This window comes from Caballeronia sp. LjRoot31, from assembly GCF_964253885.1.
GTDB lineage: Bacteria > Pseudomonadota > Gammaproteobacteria > Burkholderiales > Burkholderiaceae > Caballeronia.
Genome location: NZ_CAXURX020000002.1, coordinates 1,187,761 through 1,203,378, shown reverse-complemented (window position 1 = coordinate 1,203,378; position 15,618 = coordinate 1,187,761). Strand labels below are relative to the sequence as shown.

General features: G+C 61.7%; 11 protein-coding genes. 2 read left to right on the top strand and 9 right to left on the bottom strand.

The features are described from left to right. Positions 1-13 precede the first annotated feature (13 nt). From ACSQ8V_RS23760 to ACSQ8V_RS23720, 9 genes are all read right to left on the bottom strand, one after another. Positions 14-1,396, bottom strand: a complete 1,383-nt coding sequence (locus ACSQ8V_RS23760; protein WP_436207354.1) for an MmgE/PrpD family protein — start codon at positions 1,394-1,396, stop codon at positions 14-16. Between the two features lie 31 nt (positions 1,397-1,427). Next, positions 1,428-2,492 carry an amidohydrolase family protein gene (locus ACSQ8V_RS23755; RefSeq protein ID WP_436207353.1) on the bottom strand — a complete coding sequence of 355 codons (1,065 nt, stop codon included), beginning with the start codon at positions 2,490-2,492 and terminating at the stop codon, positions 1,428-1,430. A 1-nt stretch (position 2,493) separates the two neighbouring features. Continuing rightward, positions 2,494-3,801, bottom strand: coding sequence for an MFS transporter (locus ACSQ8V_RS23750; protein WP_436207352.1), 1,308 nt, complete (start codon positions 3,799-3,801; stop codon positions 2,494-2,496). Between the two features lie 203 nt (positions 3,802-4,004). Beyond that, entirely contained in the window at positions 4,005-5,531 is a 1,527-nt protein-coding gene (locus ACSQ8V_RS23745) for a UxaA family hydrolase (protein ID WP_213766420.1), read from the bottom strand. Positions 5,532-5,921: 390 nt separating this feature from the next. Then, positions 5,922-6,575, bottom strand: a complete 654-nt coding sequence (locus ACSQ8V_RS23740; RefSeq protein ID WP_255631558.1) for a GntR family transcriptional regulator — start codon at positions 6,573-6,575, stop codon at positions 5,922-5,924. A 526-nt stretch (positions 6,576-7,101) separates the two neighbouring features. Then, positions 7,102-7,539 carry a Zn-ribbon domain-containing OB-fold protein gene (locus tag ACSQ8V_RS23735; protein WP_436207351.1) on the bottom strand — a complete coding sequence of 146 codons (438 nt, stop codon included), beginning with the start codon at positions 7,537-7,539 and terminating at the stop codon, positions 7,102-7,104. 10 nt (positions 7,540-7,549) lie between these two features. Beyond that, a complete protein-coding gene (locus ACSQ8V_RS23730; protein ID WP_436207350.1) occupies positions 7,550-8,734 on the bottom strand; it encodes a thiolase family protein in 1,185 nt (394 codons plus the stop codon). Next, complete coding sequence (locus ACSQ8V_RS23725) at positions 8,731-9,948, bottom strand: CaiB/BaiF CoA transferase family protein (RefSeq protein ID WP_436207349.1); 1,218 nt, start codon at positions 9,946-9,948, stop codon at positions 8,731-8,733. The genes ACSQ8V_RS23730 and ACSQ8V_RS23725 overlap by 4 nt, the downstream gene beginning before the upstream one ends. A 9-nt stretch (positions 9,949-9,957) precedes the next feature. Next, the gene (locus tag ACSQ8V_RS23720) at positions 9,958-11,145 is read right to left on the bottom strand and encodes a CoA transferase (protein WP_436207348.1); all 1,188 of its coding nucleotides are present in this window, start codon (positions 11,143-11,145) and stop codon (positions 9,958-9,960) included. A gap of 233 nt (positions 11,146-11,378) precedes the next feature. Between ACSQ8V_RS23720 and aldA the strand changes: the two genes are divergently transcribed. Beyond that, on the top strand, positions 11,379-12,812 hold the full coding sequence (aldA, locus tag ACSQ8V_RS23715) for an aldehyde dehydrogenase (protein WP_436207347.1): 1,434 nt from the start codon (positions 11,379-11,381) through the stop codon (positions 12,810-12,812). Between the two features lie 149 nt (positions 12,813-12,961). Beyond that, positions 12,962-15,595, top strand: coding sequence for a CoA transferase (locus ACSQ8V_RS23710; RefSeq protein ID WP_436207346.1), 2,634 nt, complete (start codon positions 12,962-12,964; stop codon positions 15,593-15,595). The last annotated feature ends 23 nt before the right edge of the window (positions 15,596-15,618 follow it).

The following is a 15,618-nucleotide window of genomic DNA, read 5'->3' as shown; positions in this document are numbered from 1 at the left end:
ACGCGCAGGCCGATCACCCCGGTTCGTGCAATGACCCGGAAAATATGCCCAGGCCGCGTACGGAAGGCAGATCGTCCAGCGCCCACAATTGCCCGAACAGACTTTCCGCCGATGTTTGCCCGAGCGCACGGACCGCACAATCGATGAACTTCTCACGCAGTTCATCGCGTGTCATGCGCCGCTGCCAACTGCCTTTGGGCCGCTCGACCGCTCGCGAATGCAACTCGCGTCCCGACTTCAGAACCACGCTCACCTGATCGGTCGGCGCAAAGGGCTGGTCCCAGTCCTGCACGCGTTGCGTTGTTGTTGTGCATCGAACGCGCGTCATCAGTCGGCGCACGTCCTCGCGTTGCACGAATGCATCGGTCAGTTCCTCCAGGCCGACGCGACGCGAGATCAATGCCGCAGCCATCGCGAACTGCATGCTGAACTTGGCTTCGAGGCCCGTTCGCGGCGCGTGGTTTCGCAGCATCAGCATTTGCGTGTCGCCGGTGTGGACATGCACTTCTTCCACGTCGTCGGGCTCGATCGCCTGCGACCCGGCAAGTTCAAGCATGGCGTCGATGGACCGGTGCGTGGCATAGCAAATCGGATAACGCTTGATATGCACGCCGCTTTCCGGAAGCCGCCAGCGCGAGCCAAGTTCGAAGTCGCGGGTATCAATGTCGGGCGTACCTGAAGGCGAGTGAGCACGCATGAAGCCCGCTCGATGTTCGAGGGCGTCGAGCGAACCGGTGTAACCGGCCTTCGCCAGGCCGGCTGCCAGCACACCGGATTGTGCAGCCCGGCCTACCTGCAAGGATTTCGTCATCGAACCAAAGTTCGCGACCGTACCTGCCGCCATGGATGCACTGATAGCAATGGCATGCGTGGTCTTTTCAGCGTCGAGCCGAAGCAGGTTCGACACTGCCGCGGCGCATGCCAAGGTTCCATAGACCGCTGTCGGATGGAAGCCGGCCTCGTGCAGCGCGCCGGGTTCCAGCGCATCGAGCAGCGCCCAGGTCTCATAGCCCGCGACGTACGCCGTCAGGAGGTCACGGCCGCTACTGCCAAGCGCCCAGCCTTGCGCGAGGATCGCGGGTGTCAGCACGACGCTCGGATGACCCGACAACGCGACGTCGTCGTAGTCGAGCACGTGCGCGCAGACGCCGTTTGCAAGCGCCGCGTCGGCGACGGACAAGCGCCGCCCGCCTGGAATTTGCGGCGCGGCGTCGGGACCCTTGAGTTCCGCAAGCATGCCGGCGACAATCGCGGGCGCAGTCTCGCCCGCGCCCGCGAGCATCACGCCCACGCAATCGGTTATTCCAATTCGCGCACCATCTATAGCCGCGTCGGGAATATCTTCACGACGTACGGCGGCGGCAAACGCGCCGACTTGTCTGGTCAAACCGTCCATATCTCTCTCCTGGGTACAGGCCACATCCACTTCACGTGGCCCCGATCCGATAAAACCCGGCCGCGGTATCGTGGAAGAGCGCTGCCCTTTCGGCGTCCGGGGCACCTGCGGTGATACGTTTGTAAGCATTCCATAGGATGCTGTAACTGAAGCAGCCTTTGTCGACGGGAAAGTTACTCTCGAACATGCAGCGCGTCGCACCGAAAGCATCAATGCACGTTTCCACGTAAGGCCGGATCGCGTTCGCGAGCGTCTGCGAATCGGGCGGCAATGGCTGCTCCTGAAAATCGAAACCGAAGAGCGGCATGCCGAAACCGCCGAGCTTCATGCTGACATTGTGATAACGCGAGAGCGCTGTGACGCCGGTGCGCCATGCATCGAAGACTTCGTCGCGATGCCCGCGATAAGGACCTAGCGCGAGCGGGCCGCCAACATGATTCAGTACGATGCGCGTGTCCGGAAATGCCGCAGCGAGCGCGCACAACTCGTCGATCTGCGTATGAACCAGCCATGCATCGAAACTCAGGCCAAGCGGAGCGAGATGCCTGAAACCTTCTCTGAAACGCCGATCCGTCAACAGCCCTTGCGGCGGTGTAGCCGCGGATGCGCGCACGCTCGGATCGGCGTGCCACACGGCAATATTGCGAATGCCACGCACGCGGGCATCGGAAACATCGAGCATCCGTTCGAGGACCGGACGCGCCTTGTCGCCAAGCAACAGGTCCGCATTGGCGACGACTGCTGCAACCACTTTTGTACGGGCGCCCGCGGCCTGCGCCCGGCGCGCTTCATCGCAAGCGAAACGCACCTCGCCCACGGCCTCGAATCCGGCGGGCGCGTTCGTGTCGTAATGGGTCTTGCACTCGATGAACACCGTCGCGCGGATATCATGCCCGCCGCTGATGTCGTCGAGCAGGTCAGCCACCCGATACACCTTGTCAGGCAGTTCCCAAAGATGATGATGCGCGTCGATGATCGGCAGCGCCGGCTCCAGCGCGGGCTCAGAGCGCAGCGCAAGCCACTCGGGCCGGATACGAACGTGCGGAGGTGCCACGGGCTCGACTGGCGTGTTAGAAACGGCTTCAGGTTCGTTCATCTCAACTCCCGGCGGGCCGCGGTGCGTTCGCGGCCGTGACAGCGGTTCTTGCTGGACCAATAGGCGAACGTGTAAGGAACCACGACGACAACGCGCCAATCACGAGCAGCACACCGGCCGTCACGAACGCGGCGGCGAAATGTCCGGTCGCCTGCACGACGTAGCCCGTCACGATAGGCGCAAGAAAGCCCAGCACGTTACCGCCGATCAGCAGCATTGCCGTGCCGCGCCCGACATCCGACTTCGACGGCAACAGGTCTCCCAGCAACGCGATATTGAGGGCGTTACCGGTTGCAACGCCACCGAGCGCAAGCGTGATCAGCCCGACGATGACCCACACGCTCGATATCCAGGGCACGAACAGGATGGACGCACCGCCGATCATCACCACGCCGATCAGCGTACGGCGGCGTCCTGCTTCCACCGCTTGCTCGGTCAGCATCCGGTCGCTCAGCACGCCAAGCGCGATCGACACGACGATCGCGCCAAGATAGGGCAGCGCCATGACGGTGCCGCTTGCGAGCATCGTCATTCCGCGTTCGGTTTGCAGATAGTTGGGCAGCCACGTGAGGAACAAGTACTGCGTGTAAGAGTTGCAGCCTTGCGTGATCATCAGGCCGATCATGGTTTTGCTGCGTATCAGGCCGGCCAGTCCGACCGGCGGCGCTGTATTGCCACGCACCTGCCGGCCGGTTTCCCGATCACGTTCGATAATGCGGCGCTCCGCTTCCGGCAACCATTTAGCCTTCTCTGGCGTCCGGAAAAACACGAGCCAGAACGCGAGCCAGACAAATCCGACAAGGCCGCAAATCACGAAGGACCAGCGCCAGCCCGCTACCGACGCGAGCCACGACAACCCGACGGCGCCCAACGCAGGACCGAAGTACGCACCCGAATTGAAGATGGTCATGGCGGTTGCCCGCTCGCTGTTCGGCACCCATTCCCGGATGATCCGTCCCGCCGCGGGATAACAACTGGACTCGCCCACACCCATGACGATACGTGCCGCGATCACCGCGCCCACCGACATTGCCGCGCCCGTCAGCACCGTAGCCGCCGACCACACCGCCATGCTGACGGCCGCGACCGATCGCGAGCCGTAGCGGTCCACCATCAAGCCGACCGGAATGAGAAAGAGCGTATAGCCCCACAGAAACGATGAAAACAGGTAACCGAGCTGGACCTTCGTGATGGCCAGATCGGCTGATATCCTGCCGGCGGAAATAGATAGAGCGACTCGGTCCAGGTAGTTGATGGTCGCGAGCGCGAACAACATCAAGAATACCCAGTAGCGGGATTTCCAGGTCACTTTTATCTCCGTTGCGACGCGGCATGCGGATCTTCGAATCTGCGAAGCGCGCATGCGCCTCACTGCCGGCCGGTTTATATTGGAGTTATAATATAATTTATATTTTATTAAGCGACAACCAAAAACCGCGCCGTTTCAGGGTTTGCCCTGAGCCGCGGCCCCGGGTCACAGCAAAAGACCGGGCACGCTCTTCATCGTCACGCCTACATCTGCGCGCCGATCATCCATGGAACGAATTCCTCGTTGCCGACGCCCAGCGCCTCGCTCTTGCTCTGCGCACCTGAAGCGATTTCGATGATCGAGCGAAAGATTTCCTCGCCCTTCTCGCGCACGCTGACCGAGCCATCCATGATGTCACCGCAATTGATGTCCATGTCGTCGCGCATGCGGTTGTACATGAGCGTATTGGTCGCGAGCTTGATCGATGGTGCGGGTTTGGCGCCGAAGCATGAACCACGGCCTGTGGTGAATACAACGAGGTTGGCGCCGCTCGCAATCTGTCCGGTCGCGCCCATCGGATCGTATCCAGGCGCGTCCATGAACACGAGGCCATGAGTATCGATTGGCTCCGCATAACGGTAGACGCCCATCAGCGGCGTTGAGCCGCTTTTAGCGACTGCGCCCAGCGACTTCTCGAGGATCGTTGTCAGGCCGCCGGCCTTGTTGCCCGGAGTCGGATTGTTGTCGATGCTGCCCTTCTCGCGCTCCGCATAGGATTCCCACCAGCGAATGCGCTCGACGATCTTCTCCCCCACTTCACGCGAGACCGCACGGCGCGTCAGCAAATGCTCCGCGCCATAGATCTCGGGCGTCTCCGAAAGAATGGCGGTACCGCCGTGCTGGACCAGCAAGTCGACTGCCGCGCCAAGCGCCGGATTGGCCGTGATTCCCGAGTAGCCATCCGAACCGCCGCATTGCAAGGCGATGTTCAGGTGCGAGATCGGCAAGGGTTCACGCACCACCTGGTTCGCCAGAGGCAGCATTGTTTCTATCGCCTTGATCGCGGCATCGACGGTCTTTTGCGTACCGCCCAGTTCCTGCATGACGAGCGGCACCATCGTGGGACCGGGCGCAATGCCGCCGGTCATGAAGATCGCGCCCATCTGATTGGCCTCGCAACCCAGGCCGATGACAAGCACGCCCGCGAAGTTGGCGTGTTTGACAAATCCGCCGATCGTGCGCCGCAATTGCTGGATGCCTTCGCCGTTGTGATCGATACAGCAGCCGAAGCTATGCGTGACAGGGACGACGCCATCCACGTTCGGATAAGCGTCGAGCCGGCCCGGCGCGGAGAAATGTTGCGCGACCATCTTGCTGACGGTAGCCGAGCAATTGACCGTGCTGACCACGCCGATATAGTTGCGCGTCGCCACGCGGCCATCCGCGCGGCGAATGCCCTGGAACGTGAGCGTCTCGCGTGCCTGGTCGACGGGTTTCATGTCTTCGCCGAAGGCATAATCTCGCTCGAAATCGCCCATCGATACATTATGGGTATGGACATGGTCTCCCCGTTCGATGCGGCATGACGCGCGTCCGATCGTCTGTCCGTAGCGGCGCACGAGTGCACCCGCCTCGACGTCGCGCAACGCGATCTTGTGCGCCGCCGGAACCTCGGCGCGCACGACGAGTCCATCCAGTTCGTCCAGCACGGTGCCGGCCGGCAGGGTATTGCGGGCAATCGCAACATTGTCGTCTTCATGCAGCCGGATAATCTGCGAAAGCGTGTCCATCGTGTTCTCCAATGCGGGGATATATCTGCTTGAGAAGCGCTGCGCGATGCATGCGCTGCTGCCCGCCATCATGAGTAACGCGTGGGACCCGGACAAATTGGTCCGACCAAGTTCCGGACGGTTTTTATCGGCTATACACTACGAATCAAGGATCAAAAGCATCCGCGACGCAGCGCTCTTGCGGCGGGCTTCATGCAACCGGAAAGGGGATGAGTGTCAGGGTGCGGAGACCGGACCAGTGCGGGGAACCTGAGAGATTGCGCGTGGATTGCCCACGCGCAGCGACGTTGCAACGAATGAGCCGCAACGCATGAGTTATAAAAATGAGCACGGGCTTGCCGGCAGACTAACCGTCGTTGCCGGGTTCTTTTATAACGTACCGTTTTGGCGTTACGGGTGTTTTGTGGACATCACGTTGTCGGAGACACGGTTCCAACCGCTTTCAATATGATTGATCATCGCGGCAAGCGCCACTTTCTTATCACCCGACTCGAGCGCGCGAATGATTTCGCCGTGTTCCTGCAAGAGTTGCTTGAAGCGTACCGCCTGGTCGTCGTGGAAATTGAACGGATATTTCGCCCACAACACACGCACGAACTGCAGGGTTTGCGGACAATCCGCAATTTCGTAAAGTCGAAAATGGAAACGCACGTTGGCCGCGCGCACCGGGTATACCTCACGCGCCTTCACGAGCGCCGTCAGTTCTCGATGCAGCGTCCGAATCTCCGCGATCTCCTCCTTGGTGATCCGCGCAAGCGCCTTTTCCGTCAGGCTGCGCTCGAGCATGACACGCAACTCGAAAATCTCGCGAGCACGTTCCGGCTCGATCTCGGGAACCGAAAGCCCTTTATGAGGGACGCTCACCACAAACCCTTCCATCTCGAGCACCTTCAGCGCTTCGCGCACCGGCGTGATCGAGACGCCGAGTTCGGCGGCAATATCAGCCTGCTTCAGCTTGTCACCGCGCTTGTATTCGCCCGAGATGATACGTTCGCGCAATCGTTCGGCAACCTGATCGAGTTTCGTCCAAAAAGTCATATGCATTCCAAGGGTTTCCAGTGCACGTCCCGCAAGGGTCAATAAGACCTGGGCGCCGGAGCGCCGTGACGGGGGCGGTAAATCATGTCGACCGGGCCAGTGCCCGATTCCCGGCATTGTACGAGGCCGCACCCATCGATGATGACCGTTTGTTATCAGGGGCGACCCCGGCGAGGGTGCCTGCTGTAGTTCGCATCGAGCGCGCCTATGCGGTCGCACCGGCATACTCGGCGGGGGTCATGAGAAAAAGCGGGAACGCGCGCTGCCCGTCAACAGGAAAGCGGCAACGCGCCTCGCTCCGCAAACACTGAACCGGCCGCATATTTTATACATATAAAATAAATTATCCTATTGCCGGAAGCAATGCGGGATTTTACCCGAGCAGTCCAGGCCCCTCCCGGACACACAATTGCTGAAGCCCGAAATAGCGATTACGCACGCGGCGCACGCTTTTTTCGGGCTTTCCGGACCGCTTCGCGTGATTGCTTCATGCGTGAATATCGACAATATTCTGCTAAGCAATCGCCGGACATCAAGTCGATACCGGTTCGCTTGCGTCGATCGTAAACCGCGGAAGAACGAGTTCATCCGCCATCGTCACGTACGTCAAACGCACGGCCTTGCCGATCCAGTCTCCCTCGGGCAGCGGCGGTTCCAGATTGGAAATCATCACGGGCCCTTCCTCCAGCCTGACCGCGATAACGTTATAAGGCGCCGGATACGCGCCAAGATAGCTTTTGTGAAAGATCACCCACGAGATGATGCTTGCGCGCCCGGACAAAACGCGCCATTCAAGCTTCGACGACAAGCAGTGCACGCACACCGGCGCAGGCGGATATTGAAACCCTCCACACTCGGCGCAGCACTGCAGTTTCATCGCCCGTTCACGAATGCTTTCCCACATCGGCCGGTCGTAGAGGCCCATCACGGGCTGCGGCGTACGCGCCGCTTCAGATGTTGCCTGGCTCATCGCGTTTTCCCTATCGGCTATAAATGATCGACACCGCTTTGCCGGCAACGTCTGAGGTGTAATGCGCGTGCCGGCAGTCGGGCACCTGCCGCTCGCCGCATTCGCCGCGCAACTGGCGCACGCATTCAATCTGATGCGCCCATCCCTGCATGTAGGTTTCGGACAGATGGCCGCCGCTCGTATTGGTTGGCAATTTTCCGCCCGGGCCAATGCCGTCTTCGCGCAGGAAACGCCCCGCGTCGCCGACATCGCAATAGCCGTAGCCTTCGAGCGCGAGCGGGACGTGTACCGAGAAGCTGTCGTACACCTGGAACAGGTCCATGTCGCGCGGTCCGAAGCCGGCCATGTCGTACGCCTGACGCGCGCAATCCTGCTGTGCGGACAGATAAAAATCGGTCAGCCTGGGCTCGAGGCTCGTTGCCCCGCGATTCAGGTCGCGCCGCCCCAGCGCTTCGATATACACCGGCGGCTTGCGCAGCTTTTTCGCCCGCTCGGCGGTGGTGACGATCAACGCCACTCCACCGTCGTTGATCATGCAGTAATCGTAAAGCCGCAACGGTTCGCAGATGTATTTCGCTTGCGCGTAGTCGTCAAGCGTAATGCGCTTGCGCATGACCGCGTTCGGGTTCATCGAGGACCATGCACGCTGCGCAACGGCAACTTGTCCCAGGTCCAGCGGATCGAAGCCGCGCTCATGGCAGTACGCGCGAAACGTAAGCGCGTAGAGCGCGCCTTGCGATGTCAGGCCCCACGGTGAGTGATACACGTAGGACAAGAACGCGTCGCCGCCCATCGCCTGCGGTCCGCCGTACTGGATTTCAGCGGAGCGCTGATCGTTTCCATAAACCAGCGCAATGGTCTCGGCAAGCCCGGCTTCGATCGCCGTGACGGCCTGCGCCACAGAAAGAACCGCGTCGGCCTGGTCGCCCCAGCGCGGGTTGATGCCGAGCACTTCTGACATGCGCTCGTAGGCCGTGGTCGGACCGACAATCAAGCCGTCGATATCGGCGCGCGTCAGCCCCACGTCCGCCAACGCCTCGCGCAATGCGAGCGCGCCGTAGCCGTAGCTGTCGGTAGGCTTTTCGCCGGCGCGAACCCGCTTCCAGTCGCCGGTCCAATCGGTATGACCCACGCCGACGACGGCCGCCGCCCGGCGCAAACTCGAGCTGGGCCGTTTGAATTCCTTCTCGCTCATGACAACGCTCCAAGTTCATTCAGCGCGTCGATGCGCTCGCTGGACAGGCCAAGCAAGCCGCCCAGCACTGCGTTCGTGTGCTCGCCAAAGAGCGGCGGCCGCTCAAGCTGAACGCGCTCCCCGTCGATGGTGAACGGCAATGAACTCAGCAGCACCGGACCGACTTCGGGGTGATCGACATGCTGCCAATAGTGCCGATACGCCAACTGTGGATCGTTTTCGATCAGTTCCCGCGACGATGACACGCGCGCCACCGCGATACCGTGAGGACGCAACGCAGCAATGATGTCGTCCACGTCGCGTTCCCGCGCCCAACCCGCAACCGCATCTTCCACGCGTGCCAGCGCTGCAAGCCGGCCGGCGGCGTGGGACAGGGTTGCATCGGCGGCGAGATCCGGGCGGCCGATCGCGTCCGTGAGCGCGCGCCATTGGGTATCGTCCGTGACCGCGATCGCGATCCATGCGTCGTCACCACGCGCCCGGAAGATGTTGTGAGGTGCGTCATTGCGGCTGCGATTGCCGATCTGCGGCGGCTCGATCCCGGTCGCGGCCGCCTCGACAATCGAGGGTCCGACAAAGTTCGTGGTGGATTCGACCTGAGATAAATCGATCTTCATGCCGCGCCCCGTCTTGCGCCGATGCGCGAGCGCAGCCAGCACGGCAAACGCCGCGTGGTACGGGTTCGCTGCATGGTCGGGATAATGCGTGCCGGGGCCGACCGGGTCACCTGGACCATACGCGGTCTGCCACATGATGCTCGTCACCGCGCTGATCGTCATGCCAACGCCGAGCAGGTCCGCACGCGGGCCGTCCTGGCCGTACATCGGCATGGATAGATAGATGATGTCGGGCTTGATCTCGCACAGCGCTTCGTAGCCAAAGCCAAGGCGATCCATCGCGCCCGGTCCGAAGTTATTGCAGACGACGTCGGAGTGGGCAACCAGATCGCGCACGATTTGCCGCGCCTCCTCCGTCTTGAGATTCAGCGAGACGCTGTGCTTGCCTGTATTGCGCGACGCGAAGTAACCGCTGCGGTTAGTGCCGACCACGCCGTCCTTGAAAGGCCCGGCAGTGCGCACCGAGTCGGGCCGCGTCATGCTTTCGATCTTCAGCACCTCGGCGCCGAAATCCGAAAATACCTTGGTGCCGAAAGGACCGGCACCGGCCCATGTCAGGTCTGTGAAACGGATGCCCTTGAGAAAATTGGGTCGCATGAAAGGTTCCTAGGATCGAGCGGAGGGCTGGTCGAGAGGCGCCGCCGGACTGACCGACCATACCGGTTCAGACAGCCGGTAGGGGGCGCCGGGAAAGCGCGCGGTCGCGTTCGAGTTGGCGTCCAGCGCAGTGGCGTTCAACTCAGTGGCGTTCAAATGGCTCAACGCAACCGACTCGAAAAATTGCCTGTGCCGCAACTGCGGGTCTTCCAGCACGTCGAGAACGGTGCTGACCGGCCCCAGCACGATCTTGCGTTTGAGCGCCTCCTGCGTCAGTTCCTGCTTGGTGTACTGCCGCGTGAACGACTCAAGCGTCTCCCGCAAGATGTGTTTTGCTTCCTTGGTCAGGCGCCACACACGATCACCCCAGCGCGCTTCGGACAATGCCTCGCCAGCTGGATGTCCGGTCTCGCAGATCCAGGCGACCAACGCATTCCACGACACGCCCAGCGATCGGGGCGCGGCGAGAAAGATCAGGCCGTCCTTGCAGGCAAACATGTCTTCGCTCGCGTCGCGGGTACCCTCTCCGCCACGCATCGATATCTTCTTCTCGAAGTCCCACATCTGGATGGAATTCTGCAGCGAGTGCGCAATACATTCCTGCGCTGAGACATCGACGACATGGCCGCGCCCCGTCGCATTCGCGTCATACAGCGCGAGCGACGTGGCCACAGCAGCATAGACGCCGCTGATCATGGTCGCCTGGGAACCGGGCAGGCGCAGCGGCGCATCGTCGAGCCGTCCTGACAGCCACGCAATGCCGCCCGCCGCTTGCAGCGTCAGATCGGTCGCCGCAGCATCCGCCCACGGGCCGGTGCGCCCGAAAGGCGACACCGATGTCACGACAACAGACGGCGAGAGCGACCTGATCCAGTCAAGCTCGTCATATAGCGGGCCACCGCGCTCCAGCAGGATCACTTGCGCGGACTTCGCCAGCGCGGCGAACGCCGCGCGTCCGTCCGCCGATTGCAGGTCGAGCGTGCGGCTCTCTTTCCCGGCATTCAGGAACTCGAACTCGTAGACCGCCGGCTCGCGCGTGGCCGGGTCGCTGCTGCTGACCGAGCGCCGGTCAGGCAATCCGCCGGGCGGCTCCAAACGCGTCACTGACGCTCCGAGGTCTGCAAACAGACGCCCGACATAGCGTCCCAGGTCGTACGTCATGTCGAGAATCCGTACGTTGTCGAACGGCCTTTCCATCCTCCCTCCTCGTTGCTATTTGTTTTCAATGAAAAGAATATAATTTATATTTTACCTGCGCACAAGAGGTGGATTGGCGAGGTGCCAGATAGCCTGTTCAGCGTTGACGACCTGGACGAATACAATGCATTATATAATCTATATTCAATATAAATTCTCTAAAACTGCCCCCTACTGACCCGCCGGATGCCAGCCAGGCGCGGCCGGCCAGCTCACACGACATGGAGAGACACATGCACCGTAACTACATTGATGGCCGTTTCATCGACCCGGACAACAGCGAACGTATCGCGGTCCTCAACCCCGCCACCGGCGCCGTCATTTCGGAAATACCGAACTCGCCCGCAGCGGTCGTCGACCAGGCGATAGAAGCCGCGAAGCGCGCCCAGAGCGGTTGGGCACGCCTTCCGGCAATCGAACGAGCCGGGCATCTGCGGCGTATCGCCGGCAAGATCCGTGACAATGCCGAGGCAATTGCCCGCGTGATTTCGCAGGAGCAAGGGAAGATTCTTTCACTCGCCCGCACCGAGGCCACGTTCACGGCGGACTACCTCGACTACATGGCGGAATGGGCGCGCCGACTGGAAGGCGAAGTCATTACCAGCGACCGCGCCGACGAAAACATCTTCCTGTTCCGCCAGCCTATTGGGGTGATCGGAGGGATCCTGCCGTGGAACTTCCCGTTCTTCCTGATTGCCCGCAAGATGGCGCCGGCGCTTGTCACCGGCAACACTATCGTGATCAAGCCGAGCGAGGAGACACCGAACAACGCTGCGTTATTCACCGAACTGCTTGCGCAAACCGACCTGCCCAAAGGCGTGTTCAATCTTGTCTATGGCAACGGCGCGCAAGCTGGCAGCGCGCTGGCCGGTCATCGCGACATTGGCATGATCAGCTTCACCGGCAGCGTGGAAACCGGCTCGCGCATCATGGCCGCTGCGGCGAAGAACATCACCAAGGTCAATCTGGAACTCGGCGGCAAGGCGCCGGCGATCGTGATGGATGACGCCGATCTGGATCTGGCCGTCAACGCCATCAAGGATTCACGCATCATCAACAGTGGCCAGGTCTGCAATTGCGCGGAGCGCATTTACGTGCATCGTAAGGTGGCGGATGCGTTCAGCGAGAAACTCGTGCGCGCCATGCGCGCGACTACCTTCGGCGACCCGCTTGGCTCAGCCGATGTCAACATGGGACCGCTTATCAATGTCGCCGCCGCGGAAAAGGTGCATGGACTGGTCGAGCGCGCGCTAGCAGACGGCGCCCGGCTCGCGACTGGCGGCAATCGGGTGGAACGCGAAGGTGGCCAGTATTTCGAACCTACGGTACTGCTGGACTGTCGCCAGGACATGGAGATCATGCGCCACGAGATATTCGGTCCGGTCGCGCCGGTGACGGTCTTCGATACGCTCGATCAGGCGATCGATATGGCAAATGATTCGGATTACGGATTAACGTCATCGATTTATACGCGCAATCTCGGCAACACGATGCGCGCCTGCAACGAACTCCGCTTCGGCGAAACCTACGTCAATCGCGAAAACTTCGAGGCGATGCAGGGCTTTCACGCCGGTGTGCGCCGTTCTGGAATTGGCGGTGCGGACGGCAAGCACGGGCTCTACGAGTACACCCAGACCCACGTCGTCTACATCCAGAACTCGCGCTAGGTCGCAACTGCGCTGCCATTGCGGGGTATGGCAACACCGCTCTCCCCGTGGGGTGGTGTATCCCGCTCTTGCAGCAAGCGTCGGGCAACCGGCGCTTGGCGAGGCGCGGCGAGTCTCCGCTGGTCTGGTCCTTTCAATATAAGGAAATCATGTCGCATCCCACTTCCAGCACCTCCGCTGCCCCGAGCTCGCTGATGCCCGATCAAAAGACCCTGCCCGGCATGCTGGCTGGGTTGCGCGTGATCGAAGTCGCCGATGAACTGGGCGAATACTGCGGACTCGTGTTAGCCGGCCTGGGTGCCGAAGTCATCAAGATCGAACCGCCAGAAGGCAGCCCGACGCGCAAGATCGGGCCGTTCTTCGAAGACGAGCCCGGTCCCGAACGCTCGTTGTTTTACTGGGCCTATAACCGCGGCAAGAAGTCGGTTGTCATCGATACCGCAGCCGCGGATGGACGTGAACAGTTTCTAAACCTCCTTGGGAACGCTGACATTCTGCTCGACAGCAGTTGCGGCCGCCTTGCGCGCGAGTTGCGACTCGATCAGCCGCTGACAGAACGATTTCCGGGTCTCATCGTCGCGCGCATTACGCCGTTCGGCGACAGCGGCCCATGGAAGGACTACCAGGCGTCCGACCTGATTCATCTCGCGCTTGGCGGCGTCATGATGAATTGCGGATACGATCCGGAACCGGACGGCAGCTATGCCAGGCCGCCCATTGCGCCGCAGGTGTGGCACGCGTATCACATCGCCGGCGATCAGACCGCGGTGGCGATCGTTGCAGCGCTGCTGCATCGCAAGCTAACGGGTGAAGGACAGGATCTCTCGTGTGCGATCCATCAGGCCGTTGCGATCAATACGGAACTGGACCTGATGTCGTGGGTGATGCGCCGCGCGCCGCTGATGCGCCAGACCGCGCGTCATGCGGCGGAAGCAACGAACAGCATGCTCAACATCAGCCGCACGGCCGATAACCGATGGAACATGACGTGGGGTGTATCGGCGCGCGACAAGGCCCGGCTCGTGCCGTTCCTCCAGCACTACGACCGGGCGGAAGACCTGCGCCCACCAACCCTCGATAGCGATCTTTCCGCGCGCGACACTCCCGGTTCGGCACGGCTCGACAAGGAAACCGAGCACATGCTGGAGGTGATCCAGCGCTTTGTCGCGTCGTATGACTACGCGCATCTGCCCTGGCGCGAAGCGCAGGACGCCGGGTTGCTGTGGGCGCCGGTGCGCAAGCCGCACGAGAACGCGCAGGACGAGCACTGGCTCATGCGTTCCACGTTTTCGGACGTCGAGCATCCCGAGCTGGGCCGCATCTTTCAATACCCGACCAGCAAATGGATGGGCACCGCCACGGCGTGGCAACCGGGTACCCGCGCGCCCCTGCTCGGCGAGCACAACGGCGATAAAAGTCTTGTAAGAAGTCTTGCACGTCCCGCGCAGGCCACGACAACCACAGCCCGCGTTCCCGCCCAAGCCCGTGCGCCGGCGCTCTCCACGCGCGGCAAACCGTTCCCGCTGCAAGGAGTCCGGATCTTCGACTTTTCGTGGTTCCTGGCATCGGCGGGCGGCACGCGGTTCCTGAATTCGTTGGGTGCGGAAAGCATCAAGGTCGAGTGGAAAGAGAATCCCGACACGCGGCTTGGCGCAATGGCGCCCGTCGGCGGCCGCGAGGCGCGCATGAAAGCGACCGGACCGATGCAAGCCGTCACCGATTCCGACATGGGTGGCCAGTTCAACAACAAGAACGCTGGCAAACTCGGGATGTCTCTTAACATTCGGCATCCTAAAGGACTTTCTATTGCCAAGGACCTTATCCGGATGTCGGATATTGTCGCCGAAGGATTTTCGCCGGGCGTGTTGCAGCGGCTCGGACTTGGCTACGACGTACTCAAGTCGATCCGTCCGGACATCATCTATGTGCAGCAGGCCGGCATGGGCGCGATCGGCAAGTACGGACGATTCCGCACGGTTGGGCCGGTGGCGGCGTCGTTTGTCGGCAGCACGGAAATGTCCGGCCTGCCCGATCCGGCGCCGCCAGCCGGCTGGGGATATTCATATCTCGACTGGATCGGCGCATATGGGTTCGCGCTCGCCGCGCTCGGTGCGCTTTATCACCGCGAGCAGACGGGCGAAGGACAGTGGATCGATTCATCGCAATGCGAGTCCGGCATTTTCCAGACGGCAACGGCCGTGCTCGACTGGTCCGCGAACGGCCGCGTCTGGTCGCGTTATGGCAACCGCTCGCCCTACAAGCCCGCTGCGCCGCACGGCGCGTATCGATGCGCGGGCGACGACCGGTGGCTGAGCATCGCGTGTTTCGACGATACCCAATGGCGCGCTTTCGCCGACGTCACGGAGTTGTCCGCCCTGAAGTCGGATCCGTGCTTCGCGACACTCGAGTTGCGGCTCGCGAACCAGGATGCGCTTGATGCGCTTGTCAACGCGTGGTCATCGACACAGGACGCCTACGCCGGCATGGAACGGTTGCAGCGCGCCGGCGTGCCGGCAGGCGTGTGCCAGACGGCAGGCGACCGGTGCGACAGCGACCCGCAACTGGCGTCGCTCGAATGGCTGACTGAAGTCACCGGCACGCGCATCGGCCGCTGGCCGGTCGCGGAATTCCCCGTGAAGATGAGCGCGACGCCCGCCTACAGCGGCGGCGTGATCGACCGTGGTGCGCCGTGTTATGGCGAAGACAACGAGCACATCCTCGAACAGTGGCTGGGGTTCTCGAAATCGCAGATTGAAGGATTGCGCGAAGAAGGCGTGATCTGAAGCGCTACATGCGGATACATGTC